Annotated in this window: 15 protein-coding genes; 11 read left to right on the top strand and 4 right to left on the bottom strand. The window is 64.8% G+C overall.

The annotated features are described in order from the left end of the window. The first annotated feature begins 41 nt into the window (after positions 1 to 41). From ehuA to AC1DGP_RS19700, 4 genes are all read left to right on the top strand, one after another. A complete protein-coding gene (gene ehuA / locus AC1DGP_RS19685) occupies positions 42 to 836 on the top strand; it encodes an ectoine/hydroxyectoine ABC transporter ATP-binding protein EhuA (RefSeq protein ID WP_441506755.1) in 795 nt (264 codons plus the stop codon). Between the two features lie 82 nt (positions 837 to 918). Further along, a complete protein-coding gene (lhpI, locus tag AC1DGP_RS19690; RefSeq protein WP_441506803.1) occupies positions 919 to 1917 on the top strand; it encodes a bifunctional Delta(1)-pyrroline-2-carboxylate/Delta(1)-piperideine-2-carboxylate reductase in 999 nt (332 codons plus the stop codon). A 62-nt stretch (positions 1918 to 1979) separates the two neighbouring features. Continuing rightward, the gene (locus AC1DGP_RS19695) at positions 1980 to 3017 is read left to right on the top strand and encodes a trans-3-hydroxy-L-proline dehydratase (RefSeq protein WP_441506754.1); all 1038 of its coding nucleotides are present in this window, start codon (positions 1980 to 1982) and stop codon (positions 3015 to 3017) included. 114 nt (positions 3018 to 3131) lie between these two features. After that, the gene (locus tag AC1DGP_RS19700) at positions 3132 to 3536 is read left to right on the top strand and encodes a RidA family protein (protein WP_441506753.1); all 405 of its coding nucleotides are present in this window, start codon (positions 3132 to 3134) and stop codon (positions 3534 to 3536) included. A 366-nt stretch (positions 3537 to 3902) separates the two neighbouring features. Here the strand turns inward: AC1DGP_RS19700 and AC1DGP_RS19705 are convergent, their stop codons facing one another. Then, positions 3903 to 4547, bottom strand: coding sequence for an alpha/beta hydrolase family protein (locus AC1DGP_RS19705; protein WP_441506752.1), 645 nt, complete (start codon positions 4545 to 4547; stop codon positions 3903 to 3905). Between the two features lie 580 nt (positions 4548 to 5127). Between AC1DGP_RS19705 and AC1DGP_RS19710 the strand changes: the two genes are divergently transcribed. From AC1DGP_RS19710 to AC1DGP_RS19735, 6 genes are all read left to right on the top strand, one after another. Beyond that, complete coding sequence (locus AC1DGP_RS19710; RefSeq protein WP_441506751.1) at positions 5128 to 6723, top strand: ABC transporter substrate-binding protein; 1596 nt, start codon at positions 5128 to 5130, stop codon at positions 6721 to 6723. Positions 6724 to 6768: 45 nt separating this feature from the next. Further along, a complete protein-coding gene (locus AC1DGP_RS19715) occupies positions 6769 to 7788 on the top strand; it encodes an ABC transporter permease (RefSeq protein ID WP_441491365.1) in 1020 nt (339 codons plus the stop codon). Further along, entirely contained in the window at positions 7785 to 8702 is a 918-nt protein-coding gene (nikC, locus tag AC1DGP_RS19720; RefSeq protein ID WP_441506750.1) for a nickel transporter permease, read from the top strand. Before AC1DGP_RS19715 ends, nikC begins: the two co-directional genes overlap by 4 nt. Before the next feature lie 11 nt (positions 8703 to 8713). Then, complete coding sequence (locus tag AC1DGP_RS19725) at positions 8714 to 9583, top strand: ABC transporter ATP-binding protein (protein ID WP_441506749.1); 870 nt, start codon at positions 8714 to 8716, stop codon at positions 9581 to 9583. Further along, positions 9580 to 10350 (top strand): ABC transporter ATP-binding protein, encoded by a 771-nt coding sequence (locus AC1DGP_RS19730; RefSeq protein WP_441491186.1) that lies wholly within the window; start codon positions 9580 to 9582, stop codon positions 10348 to 10350. Before AC1DGP_RS19725 ends, AC1DGP_RS19730 begins: the two co-directional genes overlap by 4 nt. Positions 10351 to 10442: 92 nt before the next feature. Further along, positions 10443 to 11381, top strand: a complete 939-nt coding sequence (locus AC1DGP_RS19735) for a LysR substrate-binding domain-containing protein (RefSeq protein ID WP_476832435.1) — start codon at positions 10443 to 10445, stop codon at positions 11379 to 11381. Between the two features lie 30 nt (positions 11382 to 11411). Here the strand turns inward: AC1DGP_RS19735 and AC1DGP_RS19740 are convergent, their stop codons facing one another. The 3 genes from AC1DGP_RS19740 to AC1DGP_RS19750 form a co-directional block, all read right to left on the bottom strand. After that, positions 11412 to 13319 carry a potassium transporter Kup gene (locus tag AC1DGP_RS19740; RefSeq protein WP_441491184.1) on the bottom strand — a complete coding sequence of 636 codons (1908 nt, stop codon included), beginning with the start codon at positions 13317 to 13319 and terminating at the stop codon, positions 11412 to 11414. A gap of 340 nt (positions 13320 to 13659) precedes the next feature. Then, positions 13660 to 14373: a riboflavin synthase subunit alpha gene (locus AC1DGP_RS19745; protein WP_476769160.1), complete on the bottom strand. Its 714-nt coding sequence runs from the start codon at positions 14371 to 14373 to the stop codon at positions 13660 to 13662. A gap of 176 nt (positions 14374 to 14549) precedes the next feature. After that, positions 14550 to 14768, bottom strand: a complete 219-nt coding sequence (locus tag AC1DGP_RS19750; protein WP_476769159.1) for a hypothetical protein — start codon at positions 14766 to 14768, stop codon at positions 14550 to 14552. A 155-nt stretch (positions 14769 to 14923) separates the two neighbouring features. Between AC1DGP_RS19750 and AC1DGP_RS19755 the strand changes: the two genes are divergently transcribed. Then, entirely contained in the window at positions 14924 to 15730 is an 807-nt protein-coding gene (locus tag AC1DGP_RS19755; protein WP_476769158.1) for a MerR family transcriptional regulator, read from the top strand.

Genomic DNA, 15730 nt, shown 5'->3' on the forward strand with positions numbered 1-15730 from the left:
AGGTCGTTTGTATGCTTCCTGCTCCTTATCGAGTGCTGAGAATGGACCATCAGAGCGCAACTGCCTCCCAAACGCCGCTGGCGGCTGAATTCGTGAATGTCTCGAAGTCGTTCGGTGCATTCACGATCATCGACGATCTGAACCTGCAGATCAGGCCGTCAGAGCGCGTCTCGCTGATCGGCCCGAGCGGCTCCGGGAAAACCACGATCCTGCGTCTTCTGATGACCTTGGAGCGACCCAACGAGGGTGAGATCAAGGTGTTTGGAGACATCCTTTCGGCCGGCGGCGAAGGATCTGCGAAAGCTCGACCGGATCGGGAATTCAGAGCGATCCGCGGCAAGATCGGCATGGTGTTCCAGCAGTTCAACCTGTTCCCGCACATGACCGCGCTCGAAAACGTCATGGAAGCGCCGGTGCAGGTGCTCGGAATGCAACGCCAGGAGGCCCGAGACCTTGCCGAGAGTCTCTTGAAACGGGTCGGCCTGGCCGAAAAAGGCGCCTCCTATCCATCGCAACTGTCAGGTGGCCAGCAGCAGCGCGTCGCGATCGCGCGGGCCTTGGCCATGAAGCCCCAGATCATGTTGTTCGACGAGATCACGTCTGCGCTTGATCCCGAGGTCATCGGTGAGGTCCTCGAGGTTGTCCATAATCTCGCCCACGAGACCAAGATGGCGATGTTGGTTGTGACGCATGAAATGGGCTTCGCCCGTGACATTGCTGATCGCGTGATCTTCATGGAACGAGGAAAGATCGTCGAAGACGGCTCTCCGGGCGAGATCTTCAACGCTCCAAGAAACGACAGAACCAAGGCGTTTCTGAACGCAATCAAGCGATAGCCGACAAAGACATCACAGCAAAACCGGCCTGATTGGACTCATGCAGTCGGGCGACGGCCGTGCATTGCCGCGAGCAAGGGAGATCACAATGTCCTCACCTACGATAATCGGAGCCCCCGAGACCGCTTCGGCTCTCGCCTACCGTCCTCTCATAGATGCATTGGCAACCGGTTTTGCGGCGGGATGTCAGGCGCCGCTGCGCCATCACCACGCGATCGATCGGGCCGGGCAGCCGCAAGCCACGCTGCTCCTGATGCCGGCGTGGAGCCATGATGGCGACGCAGACAGCCTTCTCGGCGTCAAGATCGTGACCGTATACCCCGGCAACGCCGCGAAGGGACTGCCGGGACTCGCCTCGACCTATGTGCTCTATGATGGCTCGACGGGCCAGCAACTGGCGATCATTGACGGGAACACCATTACAGCCCGCCGAACCGTCGCGACAGCGGCGCTGGGCGCCCGGTTCCTGTCGCGTGAGAACGCACGAAGCCTCCTGCTGCTCGGCTCCGGTCGGGTTGCCAGCCTCGTCCCCGAAGCGATGCGAGCCGTTCGACCGATCGACAAGGTCGCGGTCTGGGACATCGATGGCGTCGGCGCGCGCCGTCTGGCAGCCAACCTCACCGCCAATGGTTTTCAAGCAACCGTCGTCGACAATCTCGAGCATGCGGTCGGCGAGGCCGACATTATTTCGGCAGCGACGTTGTCGACGCACCCTCTCCTTCGCGGTGATTGGGTTCGCCCGGGTACGCATGTGGATCTGATCGGCAGCTTCACGCCGACAATGCGTGAAGCGGACGATCGCCTGATGGCGGCTGCGATGATCTATGTCGATACAAGCGACGCGCTGCACGAGTCCGGCGATCTCATTCAGCCGATTGATGCGGGGGTCATCACCGCTTCCGACGTGCGGGCAACACTGACGGAACTGTGCAGGGGCTCCGCTTTCGGGCGCCAATCCGCCGAGCAGACGACCGTGTTCAAGGCCGTCGGATCGTCATTGGCCGATCTTGTCGCGGCCCGCCTTGTCTACCGTACCTTGAAGGCTCCCGAGCAGCAGATGCGCCTGAACACCGCCTCCTAATGGGTCGCGCGGCCCCATCGGGGCGACCTGGTGAGAAACCCTGTGATCTTCCGAGGAATCCCATGCAAAGCAACCGCGTTATTCATGTTGTCAGTTGTCATGCCGAGGGCGAGGTCGGCGACGTCATCGTGGGCGGCGTTCTGCCGCCGCCGGGCGAGACGATCTGGGAGCAGGCGCAGTTCATCGCCCGCGATCAGGGATTGCGGAACTTTGTGCTCAACGAGCCTCGAGGCGGCGTATTCCGCCATGTCAATCTCCTGGTGCCCCCCAAGGACCCCAGAGCCCATACCGGCTGGATCATCATGGAACCCGGCGATACCCCACCGATGTCCGGCTCAAACTCGATCTGCGTTTCGACCGTCCTGCTCAACAGCGGCATCGTCCCGATGCAGGAACCAATCACACGCCTCATCCTTGAACCTCCGGGAGGGCTGATCGAAGTCGAGGCCGAATGCAGGGACGGCAAGGCCGAGCGCATCCGGGTCCGGAACCATCCCTCCTTCGTGGACAAGCTCGATGCGCAACTCGAGATCCCTGGCATCGGCACGATGGCGGTCGACATTGCCTGGGGCGGCGACAGCTTCGTCATCATCGATGCGCCGTCGCTCGGGCTCGCAATCCGGCCGGACCAAGCCCGTGACATTGCCGGGGTTGGCGTACGCGTCACGAATGCAGCCAACGAACAGCTGGGTTTCTCTCATCCGACCAACGGCTGGGACCATATCTCCTTTTGCCAGATGACCGAGCCGGTGACACGAAGGGACGGCGTCATGCACGGCACAAGCGCCGTGGCGATCCAGCCGGGCAAGATTGATCGATCGCCGTGCGGAACGGGGTGTTCGGCGCGGATGGCGGTCCTTAACGCACGCGGCGAATTGGCTGTTGGCGAACGGTTTGTCGGGCGGTCGATTGTCGATACCGAGTTCGATTGCCTGCTGGAATCGGAAGCGGGCCTGGGCGGCAAGCGAGCGATTGTCCCGGTGATTTCGGGCCGTGCCTGGATCACCGGCATCCATCAGCACATGCTCGACCCCACGGACCCATTCCCGGCCGGCTATCGGCTGTCCGATACCTGGCCAATGCAAAAACTGCAGAGATAGCGGAGCGAGCTCTTGCCCGGGGCTTTCTTGAATCCAATCGTAAAGCATTACGCGTAGCACCTTAGTTGCCCGCAAATGGGCATTCCGCGAACCTATGAACAGAGGATACCGAACATGCGCGAGTCGATTACCCTGCCCGGCCATCCCGAAAAATGGCCCTGCTTCTCCGATGTCGTGAAGGCGAAGGGGACACTGGTCTTCCTGGCGGGCCAGGTCGGCTGGGACGACCATGGCGTTTGGGCCGAAGGCTTTGAGAAACAGGCCGAACTTGCGCTCCAGAACATGGAGAGGGCTCTGGCAGCGGCCGGCGCCACGATCGACGACGTCGTCAAGGTCGTCGTCTTTGTGGCCGATGCCCGGAACGGCGACGCGGACTATCGCACCGGCAACAATTTCAACGAGATCTACTCCCGGTTCTTCAAGCGCAACTTTCCGGTTCGCACGCGGGTGCAGACCGGCATGCTCGCGAGAGATTGCCTCGTGGAGATCGATGTCATCGCTGTCATCAGCGACGATTGAACGATGGGCGGCCGATCCAACGCCGCCCACAAGCGTGCGAAAGGGAAGGCAGAGGTCTCCCCTTTCGCCCCAGTTTTGCTTGGACGGCCTTTGCCAAACATGGGCAATAGCGACTAGGCCCTGCTTGCTTCGCCTTGTGGCAGCGAGACTTCCCGACAGTTGGAAAGGGGAAGTCGCGAGAGGCGAAAACTGCGCGAAGCCTGTGTGCCAGACGCGAGACCCCGGACGTGGAAGCCTTGGTGCGGCCCCCTCTGTCCAGCCATGAGGCGTGTGGCCACCTTCATGTGTCCAGCCGGGACGTGGCTGCCCATTCCAGCCTCCTGGACGGGCCAGATACCCGTTGCGGCCGGCGCCCCAAGCGTCGCATCAAGGCCTTGCGCTCGCCCCCCAGATGCGATCGAGGAACCGGTCGGCATAGGGCTGCCAGAGTGCGCGGCCCTCCGGCGTCGGGAACAGCCTGTGCCCGTCTTCGCCGAATGCGTCCAGGAGATGATATTCGGCATCGCCGCCGGCGGAGCGATAGGCCCCTGCCATGCGGGCGGTCAGGGCGCTGTCGAAGAAGCGGTCGTTCCGGGTATAGATCCACAGGGTCGGGATCTTCGATGAACGGCCGAAGGTCGCCGCCGCGTCGACAAGGCTGTCCGGCGCGCAATTGTTGTTCGGCCGGCCGCCGGCATAGCCACCGCGGCCACCGGCGAAATTGATGACGGCGCGCACGCTCTCGGGGCCGCGGCTCGCTGCGGCCAGCGAACCCCAGCCCCCGGCCGATTGGCCCACGAGCAGGATACGGTCGGCCCGGATCGTGGGAAGGGTCGCGAAATAGCGCGCGACATTCTGGATATCATCCGCAGTCGCCAGCCCGCCGCGAACGTAGTCCGGCTGGCTGCACGGTCCGTAGGCCTCGGCCCATTCGCCTCCGCGCGGGCCATATCCGCGACGCAGCGGCAACACGACCATGAAGCCACGCGAGACCAGCCACTCCGCCCCTGCCCGGTATTCGGGCGGCGCCATGGTCTTGCGCGCAGCCGCATTCGCGGGCGAGCCGTGGCTGACGACCGCGAGCGGGAACGGGCCGGGCCCGACCGGACTGCGCGCGCCGGCAGCAGGATCTCGGCCCCCTGCGCATCCCGGCCCACCGGGACGAACCAGGCCTGCTCGCCGGGGCGCTCCCGATCGACGGGCAACCGGCCCGGCCGGGGATGCTCGACCGCCTCCCAGGGGTTTGACGGCTGCGCCTGAGCCGGAGGGGCAAGCCCCAGCGCCAGGGTCGACGCCGCAACGGCACATTTCAACGGCAGCATCCAATCCCCGACAGAGGCGACGCTCGATGCAAACAGAGACATATTCGCGTTCCATCCCTAGATAATTTTCCAAACTGAAGTATCTTGCAGTATGAGAGTCAAGCGATATCGCAAATATGCGGGGCGTATCGAATACTTATTGCAATGTATTCGAAAATGTATTGAGTCTATGCAATTAACTCATAACTGTTATCTTGATACCGCTCGTCTTTTCAAACATCCTGCCCTCAAGAATATCGTGATCGAGGCGGCCCTTCCGCTGATGTCGATCCGCATGGGGAGCGTTCGCTATGTTACGCAGATTGACCCGAGCCGCTCTCGCGGGCTCGTTCCTGCTCGGCCTTGCCGTGGCTCCGGGACAGGCCGCGACGCCCAAGGACGTATTCGTCATGGCGAGCGACCTCACCACCTTCATCACGTTCGATCCGGCTGCAGCCAACGAGTCGTTTCCCAACGAATTGTTGCGGCAGATGTGCACGCCGCTGCTCTCGCTGGATCACAAGGATCCTTCGAAAGTCGTCGCCGGCATCGCCGAGACATGGTCGAGCTCCCCGGACGGGAAGACCTGGACGTTCGCGCTGCGGCGCGGCATGGTTTTCCCGTCTGGCAATCCGGTCACCTCGTCGGGCATCGCCTGGGCCATGCGCCGGTCGATCAAGCTCAACCTGGTCAGCGCGAGCCTGATGCGCGACTGGGGGCTCACCTCGCCGGACCAGATCGCAACGCCGGACGACCACACGCTCGTCATCACCCTGGCCAAGGATCTGGCGCCCTCGGTGACGCCCTTTGCCTTCACCAACCATCGCATGGGGTCGGCTCTCGACCGCGACACGATCATGGCGCGCGAGAAGGACGGCGATCTCGGCGCCGGCTGGCTGAACACGAATGTGGCCTGCTACGGCCCCTACCGCCTGAACACGCTGCGAGCCCAGGAAGTCGCGATCCTGGAAGCCAACCCGACCTACTGGAAGGGCCCTCCGGCGATGAAGCGGATCATCGTGCGCCATGTGCCGGAACCGGGCGCGCAGAGGCTCCTGCTCGAGAAGAATGACATCGACTACGCCAAATCGGTCGAAGCCTCGTCGCTGGCGGCCATGGTGGCCAATCCGGAATTGCGCTTTCAGTTTCAGCCGCGCCTCGACAGCGTCTATCTCGCGCTGAACCAGAAGGACCCGATCCTCAGCAACCCGAAGGTCATCGAGGCCTTTCGCTACCTGATCGATTATCAGGGGCTGAAGGAGACCGTGCAGAAGGGGCGCGCCGAAATCCGCCAGAGCTTCGTGCCGGCCGGCGTGTTCGGGGCGCTGCCGAAGGGCGAGGACCCCTATCGGCTGGACATCGCCAAGGCAAAGGCCCTCCTCACCGAGGCAGGCTATGGCGACGGCTTCAAGAAGACCGTCCTGACGATGACGAACTACCCGTTTCCGGATCTTGCGCAGAACTTCCAGCAGAATGCCGCGAAGGTCGGCGTGACGCTGGATATTCGCACCATGGCGACGGCGCAGCTCTACACCTTGATGCGCAGCCGCGACTTCCAGATGCTGATGGCGGTCTATGATTACGATTATCCCGATGCCAACGATATGGCGCTGCGGATGGCGTATAACCCCGACAACAGCGATGCCGCGAAGGCGACGAATTTCCTGGCCTGGCGTGCCGCATGGGCGCCCGACGCCTGGTTCAAGCAGCAGGTCGAGGCCGCGCAGGTGGAGCGCGACCCCGCCAAGCGCACCGCGCTCTATGCCGAGCTGCAGCGCCGCCACATGCGCGAGGCGCCGATCATCGGCATCTTCCAGCGGCTGGGCGCGATGGCCCTGCACAAGCGGGTCAAGCGCTTCGAATATAACGGCTCGGAGTTCTTTTACGACACGATCGAGAAGGAGTGAGGCGTGAGCTCCCTGACCGATCTCGCGCCGCGCCGAAACGCCCGCCTGCGCCTGCCGCGCTGGGCAGCGCCGGCCCTGCGCGGCGGGCTCTCCGTCGCGCTCACCCTGCTTGGCCTGCTGGCCCTGACCTTCTTCATCGGGCGCGTGCTGCCCTTCGACCCGATCGCCGCGGTTGTCGGCGAGAAGGCCGATGCCAGCGTCTACGAGAACGTTCGCATCAAGCTCGGGCTCGACCAGCCGCTCTACATCCAGTTCGTCATGTTCCTGCGCGACATGCTGAGCGGCAATTTCGGGCGGGCGATCTTCACCGGCAATCCCGTCGCCGACGATCTCAGACATGTCATTCCCGCGACGGTCGAGCTTGCCACCGTCGCCATCGTGATCGGCAGCGGGCTCGGCATCCCCTTCGGCGTCGCCGCTGCGGTCTATCGGGGAAAACCGATCGACCACGCCGTGCGGCTCCTGTCGCTGATCGGCCATTCCGTCCCGATCTTCTGGCTCGGCCTGATGGGGCTGATCGTCTTCTATGCCTGGCTCGGCTGGGTCGGCGGCTCCGGCCGGGTGGATATCTTCTATCTCGACGCCGTGCCGAAGCGGACGGGGCTGCTGCTCGTCGATTCAGCACTGGCGGGCGACTGGGACGTGTTCGTCAGCGCCGCGCGGCACATCATCCTGCCGGCTCTCCTGCTCGGCTATTCCTCGATGGCCTATATCAGCCGCATGACCCGGAGCTTCATGCTCGATCAGCTGAGCCAGGAATACATCACCACGGCGCGGGTCAAAGGGCTCTCGCGGCGGCGCGTGGTCTGGGGTCATGCCTTCCGCAACGTGCTGGTCCAGCTCGCCACGGTCATTGCGATTTCCTATGGCGGGCTGCTCGAAGGAGCGGTGCTCACCGAAACGGTCTTCGCCTGGCCCGGCTTCGGTCAGTACCTGACGACCGCCCTGATGATCGGCGACATGAACGCCGTTCTCGCCTGCACATTGATCGTGGGTCTGGTCTTCATCTGCCTGAACCTGATCACCGATCTCCTTTACCGCTTCCTGGATCCGCGCACCCGATGACGGCTCATTCCTTCGAGCGCAACGCTTCGTTGCGATCCTGGCTTCTCGCCGAGGCACCGCAATCGGGCTTCCAGGCCTGGATGCAGAGCTTCTACCTCGCCTGGCTGCGCCTGGCCGCGAACCCCCTCGCCGTCATCGGCGTGGTCGTCCTGCTGGTGATCGGGCTGGTCGCGCTGATGGCGCCGTGGATCGCCACCCACTCGCCCTTCGACCAGGTCCTGGCCGAACGGCTTCAGCGCCCGAGCGCCGCGCATTGGCTCGGAACGGACGAGCTCGGCCGGGATGTCTTCAGCCGCATCGTCTATGGCGCCCGGACCACGCTCTACATCGTCGGCCTCGTTGCGGTGATCGTCGGGCCGATCGGCCTGTGCATCGGCGCGACGGCCGGTTATCTCGGAGGCTGGGTCGAAGCGCTGCTGATGCGGATCACCGACATCTTCCTGTCCTTCCCGAGCCTGATCCTGGCGTTGGCCTTCGTCTCCGCCCTGGGCCCGAGCCTGGACAATGCGATCATCGCCATCGCGCTGTCCTCCTGGCCGGGGATCGCCCGTCTCGCCAGGGCGGAAACCCTGACGATCCGCTCCAGCGACTATGTCGATGCCGTCCGCGTCATGGGGGCCTCGACACCGCGGATCATCTTCAAGCACGTCATGCCGATGTGCCTGCCCTCGGTCGTCGTGCGGGTGACGCTGAGCATGGCCAGCGTCGCGTTGACCGCGGCCGGCCTCGGCTTCCTCGGCCTGGGCGCCCAGCCTCCGACGCCGGAATGGGGCGCCATGCTCTCGACGGCGAGACAATACCTGCTCGAGCACTGGTATCTCGCCGCCATGCCCGGCCTGGCCATCCTGACCGTCAGCCTCGCCTTCAACCTGTTCGGAGACGGGTTGCGCGACATGCTGAACCCGCGCTCGTGAGGGAGAGGACGATGTCCGGGACCCAAAAGAGCCCCATCCTCACGGTCGAGGACCTGCGCGTCGGCTTTCCCGGCCCGCGCGGCCTGGTGGAAGCCGTGCGCGGCATCAGCTTCGAGGTCGGCCGGAACAAGGTCGGCATCGTCGGCGAGTCCGGCTCCGGCAAGTCGATGACCGGGCGGGCGATCCTCAACCTGTTGCCGTCGGGAGCGACCTCCACCGTCAAGTCGATGAAACTGGGCGAGACCGAGCTCGCAGGCCTGAGCGAAAACGAGATGCTCGGGATTCGCGGCAAGCGCGTCTCGATGATCCTGCAGGACCCGAAATACTCGCTCAACCCAGTCATGCGGGTGGGGCATCAGATCGCCGAAGCCTTTCGCGTGCATCATCGCGCCTCCCGCGCCGAAGCGAACGAGCGGGCCCTGGAGATGCTGGCGGCGGTCCGCATCCGCGATCCCAAGCGCGTCTTCGCGCTCTACCCGCACGAGGTCTCGGGCGGGATGGGGCAGCGCATCATGATCGCCATGATGCTCATTCCCGAGCCCGAGCTGATCATCGCGGATGAGCCGACCTCGGCGCTCGACGTCACCGTCCGGCTCCAGGTCCTGGCCATTCTCGACGAGCTCGTCACCACCCGCGGCATCGGCCTGATGTTCATCAGCCATGACCTCAACCTGGTCTCGACCTTCTGCGACGAGGTCTTGATCATGTATGCCGGGCGCATCGTGGAGCGATGCCCCGCCGCGGACCTTCACCAGGCGAAACATCCCTATACGCGCGGGCTGCTGGCCTCACTGCCCCGGCTCGAGGACGGCCATAAGCGCCTGCGGGTGCTGGAGCGCGACCCGTCCTGGCGCAACGAACCCATTCCGGCGGAAGCATGATCGAAGTCAGCCATTTGCGCGTCGCCTTCGGCGCGGGTGAAAACCAGTCCGTCGCCGTCGACGACGTCTCCTTCTCGATTCCCGAAGCGACCGTCTACGGGCTCGTGGGCGAGTCCGGCTGCGGCAAGACGACGATCCTGCGGTGCCTTGCCGGCCTCAACCGGCAATGGTCGGGGACCATCAGGATCGCCGGCAAGACCGTGGGACCGGTGCGCGATCTCGCGTTCTACCGGATGGCCCAGATGGTGTTCCAGGATCCCTATGGCTCCCTGCACCCACGGCACACCGTCAACACCATTCTCTCGGAGCCGCTGGTGGTGCACGGCATCGCCGGCATCGGCCCGCGCGTCTCCCGCGTGCTTGCCCAGGTCGGTCTTGGCGAGAGCTACCGCTACCGCTACCCGCACCAGCTCTCCGGCGGCCAGCGCCAGCGCGTGGCGATCGCGCGGGCTCTCATCCTCGAGCCCCGCATCCTGTTTCTCGACGAACCGACCTCGGCTCTCGACGTCTCCGTCCAGGCCGAGGTTCTCAACCTGCTCCGCGACATCCAGGTCGAACAGGGCCTCACCTGCGTCCTCGTCAGCCACGACCTGCCCGTCGTCGCCAATCTGTGCAACCGGCTCGCCGTGATGAACCAGGGCAAGCTGATCGAGGAGCTCGGCGTCGCCGACCTGATGTCGGCGCGCGCCCATAGCGGCTACACGCAGAGGCTCATCGCAGCCAGTGCCGGCTATGATCGTGCGCTGGTCGGCCTCGATGCGGACTAGCCCGGCCGTGGGGCGGGCGGAGGTGGATGTCGACGCGGCATCGCCCTGGACGCGGCCGGGCGCTGCGACCCTGTCGCGTTAGGGAGGACGCCATGGAGGTCAAATGGTTGGAGGATTTCCTCAGCCTTGCGAGCACGGCAAGCTTCTCCCGTTCCGCTGCCGAACGCCATGTCACCCAGTCCGCCTTCAGCCGCCGCATCAGGCAACTCGAGGATTGGGTCGGCTTGCCCCTCGTCGATCGGGCCTCCTATCCGGTCCGGCTGACCTCGGCCGGCGAGAATTTCCGCGGGACCGCGCAGGAGCTGTTGCAGGACCTGTATCGCGCCAGGGACAAGCTGCGGGAGAAGCAGGGTTTGCGTGCAAACACCCTGTCCTTCGCAGCGCTCCACACGCTGTCGCTGACCTTTTTCCCGCAATGGCTGCGGCGCATCGAGCCCCGCTTCGGCGGGCTGCGGACGAGAGTGAGCGCGGACAATAACGGGATCGATTCCCTCGTGACCTCGCTGAGGGAAGGCGGCAGCGATTTTCTGTTGATCTACTCGCATAGCGCGGTGCCGGTCTTCATCGGCGACACCGACATCATCCATATGCGATTGGGCGACGAGCGCGTCGTCCCCGTTTCAGCCCCTGATGCCAGCGGTCGCCCGCTTCACCGGATCGAGCCGGGAGCGACCCCGGCGCGGCACCTCGCCTATGGCGCCGGATCGTTCTTCCATCACGTGCTGGCGGATCTCTTCGCGAGACGAGCGCTCGAACGCATCACGATCCACGAGAACACGATGTCCGAGGGCCTGAAGGCGATGGCTCTGGCCGGTTGGGGGCTGGCCTGGATACCGGAGAGCATCGTGCGGCTCGATCTTGCCAGCGGGCAACTCGTGCGCGCCGCCGATGCCAGCTGGGACCTGACGGTCGATATCCGGCTCTACCGATCCCTGTCGAATTCCCGTCCGGTCGTTGAGCAATTCTGGCGCACCGTCAGCGAGGGCGAGCAGGACGCGGTCAGTGCAAAGCCGCAGCTCGTCCGCTGCTGACGGGCATGGGCAGTCGCTTGCCCATGCCCGTCAGATCTCGATCTCGGTTCCGAGCTCGACCACCTGCTTGGTCGGCACGCCGAAAAACGCAGCCGAGCGCTCGGCATTGCGCTGGAGGAAGGCGAACAGCGTTTCCCGCCAGACCGCCATGCCGGCGATCTGCTTGGTCGGGATGATCGTCTCCCGGCTGATGAAATAGGTGATCTGGGTGGGGTCCACTCCGGGCAGCCTGCCCTGTTCGCAGGCCATCCGAAGTCCGTCGGCGATGCTCGGATACTGCATGAAGCCGAAATGCAGGATGATCCGGGTGATGCTCTCATGGAGTTCGATCACCTCGACGCGGCCATCCTCCTCGACGCGGGGGACCTCTGCGATGACGACCGTGACCAGCAGGATGCGCTCATGCAGGACGCGGTTGTGCTTGACGAACTGCGTCAGCGCGAGCGGCACGCCATGGGGAGCCGAGGCCATGAAGACGGCGGTTCCGGGCAGTCGCGAGCAGCAGGTCGCGACCGCGCTCTCGATCAGCTCCTCCTCCGGCTGGCGCAGATTGCGGCGGGCGCGCTCAACCAGTTTGACGCCGCTGCGCCAGGTCAGCATCACGAAGGCGGCAGCGGCCGCAAGCAGGAGCGGGAACCAGCCGCCTTCGAACAGCTTGGTCGTGTTCGCGGCGAAGAAGATGCAGTCGATGACGAGGAAGAAGCCGTTGACCGCAATCACGATCACCGGCGGGTAGCCCCAGTGCAGCGCAACGAGCGCGGCCAACAGGGTGGTGATGGCCATCAGCAGGGAGACGGCGATGCCATAGGCGCCTGCCAGCGCATCGGACGAGCCGAAGCCGATCACCGCGCCGAGCGTCGCCGCCGCCAGCAGCCAGTTCACCAGCGGCACATAGATCTGGCCGATCTCGTGGCTTGCCGTGTGCTCGATATGCATGCGGGGCAGGAAGCCGAGCTGGATCGCCTGCTGCGTCAGCGAGAACACCCCGGAAATGATGGCTTGCGAGGCGATCACGGTCGCCACTGTGGCAAGGGCGACCAGCGGGTAATGCGCCCAGTCCGGCGCCAGCTGGTAGAATGGATTATCCAGCGCGGCGCTGTCGGTGATCAGGAGTCCGGCCTGACCGAAATAGTTCAGCACGAGCGCCGGCAGGGCAATGCCGAACCAGGCGAGCCTGATCGGCAGGCGGCCGAAATGTCCCATGTCGGCATACATGGCTTCGCCGCCGGTGACGGCCAGGAATGCCGCGCCGAGAATGGCGAAGCTGACATGGAAGTCCTGGTGGATCAGGAAATTGACGGCGTAGAGCGGGCTCAGCGCCACAAGCACGCCGGGCGCCTGGGCGATGCCGTGGAGGCCAAGCAGCGCGATGATGATAAACCAGCCAAGCATGACCGGACCGAAGATCGCGCCGATGAAGCCTGTGCCCTTCTTCTGGACGGCAAACAGGCCGATCAGGATGACCACGGTCAATGGCACCACGACATGCTGCAGCGCCGGCGCGTCGAGCTTCAGGCCTTCGACGGCGCTCAGCACCGAGATGGCCGGGGTGATGGCGCCGTCGCCGTAAAGCAGCGCCGCACCGATCAGGCCGACGATCAGGAGATAGGCGCGCCAGCTCCCCGGCTCGGCGTTGCGGGCCGAGAGCAGGGCCAGCATGGCGACGATGCCGCCCTCGCCGCGATTATCGGCACGCAGGATCAGCAGCGCGTATTTCATGGAGATGATCAGGATCAGCGCCCACAGGATGAGCGAGACGATGCCGAGCACCGCATCCTGACTGAGGCTGCCGCCCTGGGTCGCCGCCCTCGCCGCTTCCCGCAAGGCATAGAGCGGACTTGTTCCGATATCGCCATAGACGACGCCGAGAGCGCCGAGCGTGGCCGCGACCGGCAGGGCAGCGGGCGGTCTCGTTACCTGAGCGCTGTGGGCAGTCATGGTTCGATCCCAGCTGCAACCCAGTACCTAATCTGCGAGCATTGGGGGCAAATTGCTAGGGGGCGAGGATGCCGGTCGCGCGGGTCGGAAGGACCATCGTCGTCCCGCAGGTCAGGCGCCCGTCCAAAGGGCTGCGCTTCCTCGCCGTGCGGGATGCCGTGCGCCCCTGGTCTGATCCTCACGATCGGCCAGAACGGAGGTCAAGCTGGACCAGAACCATGGGGCCGCGTCTGAGTCACCCAAACGCCTTCAGGGGCCCTGGCCGGTTCAGGTGAAGACCGACGATTGCGGTTCGCGATCAGGCAGGACGAGCTCCGCAAGGCGCGGAGGCCGCGCCCCCTCAGTGACGGGGAGGCAACAGGGCCGAGGGCGTCACCAAGTCCTCCAGAGCCAGGCCACGTTCCTTCAGCAGGGCTTCGAGCAACGGGCGCAGCTCGCCGAGGCTTTCCGCGACGGTGTCCCGCACCGTGTCGACAACCACCTGAGTCCCCCGTTCGATCTCGACATTGACCGCGTCACCCTCTCGCTTGGCGTCGAGATTCGTCACCCGGCGCGTCTCGGGGATAATCCAGATCTCGAACCAGCCCTCGGCCTTGTTGCACTCCGAGACCGTCAGGCTGCATCCGTTGATGGCGATGTAGCCTTTCGGGAAGATGTACCGCTCGAAGGGCCGAGGGATGGAGAACCGGATGGCCTTGTTGCCTCCGTATTCCTTGATGAGGTCGATCCGCGCTGCGAAGTCGATATGGCCCGAGAGAGGGTGCCCACCGATCTCTGCGCCATCCTTCGCCGCCCGTTCGACATTGACCATGCTGCCCGGCCCACAATCCCCCAGCGTGGTGACCGCGAGGCTCTGGAGCATGACGTCGAAGAGCACCCGCTCAGTGGATATGATCGTCGTTGCCGTCAGGCAGACGCCATCCACGGCGACGCTGGCCCCGATGGCGAGCCCTTCGGTAAACCCTGCGGGGAAATCGAGCGTGAAGGTCCGGATGCCATTGTCGTCCTCAATGGCTGCAACCCGCGCTACGGTTTGAACAATGCCGGTGAACATCGCTGTCCTCATCCTCTCGAGCCGCGCCTTATAGCGCTCGCCGGATGCGGCAGGCCAGTCGATCAGGGCAAGGCCTGCGAGCGTCCGCGATGGGTCGGAGTTGGCTGTCGGCCGCTTTGACCAGGACAGCCCGGATGAACGGGCGCAGGGGCGATGGACCATGCCGGTCCGAAGGCTCACCGCCGCCGCGCTGGGAGCGACCGGGCAAGGTAGCCCAGAGCAAACGTCACCATGGCGACCGCGAGCCCGGAGCAGATCAAGCCAGCCGGAGTGATCCGCGCCCGTCCCTGCAGGGTGATGTGCTTGCCGACACGCAGGTCGAACTCGGATCTGATTTCCTCGGGATGAGTCGGAGCCTCGTCGGCAACGGGGTTCCCGGCGCTGGCATTGGTCATCAGGCGCTCCACGTCTGAATGGCAAGGCTCGGATCGTGCCATGAAGCCCGATGACATCGCCAGCCCGGAGACTGGAAGGCCGAGGTCGGGCCGCCATGGCGAAGGCTCCTTCGGCGCTTGACCTCGCCCCAAGGGCTGACTCTAGAGATGGGTTCATGAGCGATTCCTATCTTCTTGCCGGACGTTTCGGCGCCGCCACGCGGCTGTCTCCGAAGGCGTTGCGGCTCTATGCCGAACAGGGCCTGCTCGTGCCGGCCTACGTCGATCCGCAGACCGGGTACCGCTATTACGCCCCCGAGCAGGCGCCACCGGCGCGGCTGATCGCGAGGCTGCGGCGGCTCGGCCTGCCGGTGGCGCGTGTCGGGCAGCTTGTCGCGCTTGCACCCGAGGCGCGCGCCGTCGAACTGCAGGCATGGCTCAGCGCGCAGAACGAGCTTCTGGCAGAGCAGACCGAGGGTGTTCGGGCGCTTGCCCGACACGCCGACGGTGGTGAACCCGCCTTGGCCACGGCGATAAGCTTGCGCGAGATCGAGGCCAGCAAGGTCGTGTCCCGCCAGCGCCACGTCGGCGTCGAGGCCCTCGACAATTTCGTCGCCAGCGCCGAGGCCGATATCCGCGCCCATCTGCGGGGCTCGGGCCTGCCGGGCGACGGGCCGATGAGCGTGCATTGCCACAGCCTCGTCAGCCGCGACAGCGAAGGTCTGGTCGAGGTCGCCATCGCCTATGAGGGCAGCCTGGAACCTGCCGGCGACCTGCGCCTATGGCTGCAGCCGGCGCGGCGCGAGGCCTATCTGCCGGTGCCCAGGGCTTATGAAGATTTCCCGCTCGTCCTGCGCGTCTACGACGCGATCGAGGCGTGGCTCGACGCACGAAACGATCTGAGCTGCAGCGACAGCCCCTGCGAAACCTATCCCGGAACCGGCGGCGCACGTTTCGACGTCGCCTATCCGATCACCCTGTAA

The organism is Allobosea sp. 05T433 (genome assembly GCF_056396065.1).